4 protein-coding genes are annotated in these 3,874 nt (G+C 56.2%); 3 read left to right on the top strand and 1 reads right to left on the bottom strand.

Features of this window, described 5'->3' with window-relative positions; all coding sequences use genetic code 11:
- The first annotated feature begins 1,098 nt into the window (after positions 1-1,098).
- Positions 1,099-1,353 (top strand): hypothetical protein, encoded by a 255-nt coding sequence (locus tag F759_RS0135260; protein WP_027803892.1) that lies wholly within the window; start codon positions 1,099-1,101, stop codon positions 1,351-1,353.
- Between the two features lie 317 nt (positions 1,354-1,670).
- On the opposite strand, the gene F759_RS0135255 is transcribed toward F759_RS0135260, so the two are convergent.
- Complete coding sequence (locus F759_RS0135255) at positions 1,671-2,408, bottom strand: SDR family oxidoreductase (RefSeq protein ID WP_027803891.1); 738 nt, start codon at positions 2,406-2,408, stop codon at positions 1,671-1,673.
- A gap of 101 nt (positions 2,409-2,509) precedes the next feature.
- Here F759_RS0135255 and F759_RS0135250 point away from each other — a divergent pair, with 101 nt between their 5' ends.
- Together F759_RS0135250 and F759_RS43850 are read left to right on the top strand one after the other, a co-directional pair.
- Complete coding sequence (locus F759_RS0135250; RefSeq protein WP_036026246.1) at positions 2,510-3,418, top strand: AraC family transcriptional regulator; 909 nt, start codon at positions 2,510-2,512, stop codon at positions 3,416-3,418.
- A gap of 271 nt (positions 3,419-3,689) precedes the next feature.
- Positions 3,690-3,874 (top strand): hypothetical protein (locus F759_RS43850; RefSeq protein ID WP_209440546.1); only part of this gene is annotated, 185 nt, incomplete at its 3' end.

The raw sequence follows: 3,874 nt of genomic DNA, 5'->3' as shown, positions 1-3,874 counted from the left end.
ATTGGTGTTTTTTGTGCTGCTCGCGTACGGGCGATATCGCGCGCACTCAATATAAGTGACCGCTTGTCGTCAAATTGACCGGCGGCTTCGGGTCGCCTGCAGTCGAACGCCGCGTCGTGCAGGCTCAGTACGCGTGTGCCGCCTGCGTGAAGCACCGATCGGCCAGTAGCTGCCGTTCGACAGTGCGACTGAGATCGTCGACAATCGCACGCACAAACGCCAGACAGTTCGCGTCAACGTTGGCTTCTTCCGATGACAACGGTGGACCGTCGAGTAGTCCATCAATGAACACTTTCAAAAATGTTGTTTAGTAAGAGACCCGAGTTTCGACGCCCGTCGCAAAATCGCTATCGAGAAGGGAGTCTGGTCAATCGTGCGACCGGCGTGTTCTCATGGCTGCATCGGGCAATTTTCGGTGCTCTGACCATCGTATTGTTACTGTTCGCTGCGACGGCAGCAGTGGATCTTCCGACTACGAAGAAGGGATGGTTAGCATGGATTGCCCTCATTGTCGTTGGAGTTGTTGTTTGCATAGTCGCAGTTCGATGGATGCACCTTACAGCTGCTCGACGCAGGTGAACACGAACACTTCGATAGACGCGATGGCTTGGCTCGGCCAGGTTGAGACGTTCGACATGACTGCCAAGATCGCTGACAATCACGACGTCACTTTAGCTGTTGACCAAACATGACTCGTCCAATTCGCTGGCCCGACCTGATGGTGAAATTCGCTTTGACTGAGCACACCATCGAGGGCGCGCTAAAACAAGTGAGGTCTGGCTACCGTCCTCTTTACGATGTGCGACCAGACTATTGGTCGTCGGCTCACCACGAGTTTGTTGATACGGACAGCGTGACAACCGGGGAGCAGAGCTTTGCCGAAGTCTGGCTACTCTCCCCTGAGGCATACCCTCAAACGTTCTGGATCGGGAGACAGCTAAAGGTAGCAGAGGGCTCTCGAGTTATCGGCACCGCCGAGGTCTTGCAGATCCTGAATCCGTCGCTCCGAATGGACTGACGTCAATGGGTTCATGAGCGGTGTGTCGAGATAAACCTCTGTTTTTCAGTCGCGTCGAGGGAAAAATGGAAACTCCGTCAATGGAATCCACAGTTACATTGCGTCAAGCCTATCTAATCATGTTCCAGTTTCTCGAACGAGAATGGCACCGGCTCGATAAGCCCGATGTATTGGGTGCGCTCCTCGGCAATCTTGCTTTATGGGGCGAACCGAACGGGAAGGGAACCCCGATGGACGGGGCGGTGTTTCCGAAATGGTTAGAATGCGCAAACAATGTCTTAGAACGCGAACTTCAGGGCCCTGGATATGCAGGCGCCGACATAGGACTGACATAGCGGGAACCTCTGATCGTCCGCTCTGGAGAACTGCGAAGGTCCGTTGAGGGTCGGGTGCCGCCGATCGCGTCCGGCGGTGTACAGCCCCCTCGCCGGAGTTTGCTGTCGGACCGGGTTCGGCCACCTGCGGTCATTCGGGCCGGACCTGTACATTGGCAACATTGGGGCAGGCAGCAGTGGCGCCCAACGGTGCTATCTCATATTTACGCTCGCCGGTTACCTATGCTTCTGAGCCTGCCGAGAAGACAAGCAGGTCGGTTGTTCGAGAGGTTTATCCACGCCAAAGTGCCGACGTAGCTACCGGATGAAAAGCACGCTCACGCCTGGGCGGTCGGTCGGACAACGATTTCCCCGACGTCCACGTTGTCCGGCTGTCCTATAGCGAAAGCGATGGCATCGGCGATGGCCGCCGCCGGGATTGCCATCTTCTCCATTGCGGCCCGGCCTTTTTCCTGCGCCACCGGATCGGACATCGAAGAGGGAAGCTCCGTGTGCACGTAACCTGGCGAGATGGTCGTTACTCTCAGGTTATCTCCCGCCTCCTGCCGAAGCCCTTCAGAAATTGCCCTGACGGCGTTCTTCGATCCCGCATATACGGCCATTGTCGGGACGATTCGCAACCCTGCCGTGGACAGCGTGTTGATGAAATGTCCAAAGCCTTGCCGGCGGAAGATCGGCAGGGCCGCTGCAATTCCATACAGAACGCCCTTCACGTTGACATCGATCATGTTCTCCCAATCCTCGACCCGCAACTCATCGAGCAAGGAAATCGGAGCGATCCCCGCATTGTTCAGCAGCACATCCAGCTTCCCATGTTGCTCGACTGCCAGTTCTACAAGTTGAGAAACGTCCTCGCGTCGCTTGACGTCTGTCACGCGGTAAGTCGCCGTTCCGCCTTTCGAAGCGATGCGTTCGCAGAGTGCCGTAAGCCGTTCGGGTCGCCTCGCGCCTAGTACGACGGTGGCTCCGCGTTCCGCAAGATGCAACGCTGTGGCTTCGCCAATGCCGCTGCTCGCTCCCGTAATGACGACCACTTTGCCTTTGATTCCAGCCATAGGATTGCTCCGTTCGAAATGATCCGAGACGCAAGCCTAGCATCGCGAGGAAAGACGATCTATGTTAGAACGTCCACAAAATCGGCTCGATCGGATCAACCATGGACGCTTTATCTCAAGTCTTTTCATTGCTGAACGTCCGCGCGGGGCGTTGCACACGGTTCGAAGCGAGTGGAAACTGGTCGTATCGCTTTCCCGCGAAGCCAGCGCTGAAATTTGGCGCGATTATTCGCGGAGAATGCTGGATGGATTTCGGCGATGGGTCGCGTCACCCGCTTGCTGCCGGCGACTCCTTCCTCCTGGCAAACGCACCGAGCTATGTGCTCGCTAACGACGAGCGCGCCTTTCCTGAGGATGGGATAGCGATGTTCAATTGGGAGCAGTCAGACGTCGCGCATCACGAGGGAGACGACACCATTCTTGTAGCGGGCAGCTTCAGCTTCGAAACGTCGGATGCCGAACTGCTGCTGGACTCGCTCCCACGCTTTCTGCTCATACCGGGACAGCATCCGTGTGCATCGGTCATCCGCTCCACACTTCAAATAATCTCGACGGAGATCAGGGGGACGCAAATCGGAGCAACGATCGTGACGAACAGGCTTGTCGATGTGCTTCTGGTTCAGGTTCTCCGCGCGGCTCTGGATCAAGATCAGGGTAAAGACTTTGGGTGGATCAGCGCTCTAACCGATTCCAGGATCGGAAAGGCAATAGGATTGATGCATGGCAACGCGACCCATCCCTGGACATTGGAAATGCTGTCCTCTGCTGTGGCGATGTCGCGCTCCGCATTCTCAAAGCGGTTCAAGTCGCTCGTTGGCCTGACCCCGCTCGACTATCTGCTCCGCTGGCGAATGAGGATCGCACGTGATCTTTTGCGGCGTGGATCGATGGTCGCAGCCGTCGCCAGTCAAGTCGGATACTCATCGGAGAGCGCCTTCCGACATGCGTTCAAACGCCTTTATGGTCATGCGCCTAAACGCTATTGGAAGGAGGTCGAGACGCATAAGTAGGTGGACTACAACTGCAGGCCGTTCAAGTGCAATTCAGGATCCCATCGGATTCTGTGCAGAACTGATTTGCAACGACCGCTTTCGAGGGGCGCATCTGTCGCTTGTGGGTCGGGTGCTGCCGAACGCAGACGGGCAACGCCGAAGCATGTATAACAATCGCATGAGTCGGCACGCGACCAATAAGGGACGTTCGACAGGCTGACATAGATTGGCGACAATCAGAACGGTCAACGCATTCCAACTTTGGCAAACGGACCACGTCCAAGAAAAAATGGAAACGACCACCCCTATTGTTGCGACCGACCGTTGTTTGCTCAGACCTGCGACAACTCACGACTACGACGCGCTGGTTGCGGGGATCGGAGCGCCGGGGTTCCCTGCAGAACTTCCACTAGCCAATTTGCAACGGCAAGGAAAGCTGAAACCTTGGTTGGATTCGATGCTCGCGATGTCGTT

The sequence above is a fragment of the Paraburkholderia dilworthii genome (assembly GCF_000472525.1).
Taxonomy (GTDB): domain Bacteria; phylum Pseudomonadota; class Gammaproteobacteria; order Burkholderiales; family Burkholderiaceae; genus Paraburkholderia; species Paraburkholderia dilworthii.
Note: the sequence above shows the minus strand (reverse complement) of the source record. Positions and strands in the feature narration are given on the sequence as shown.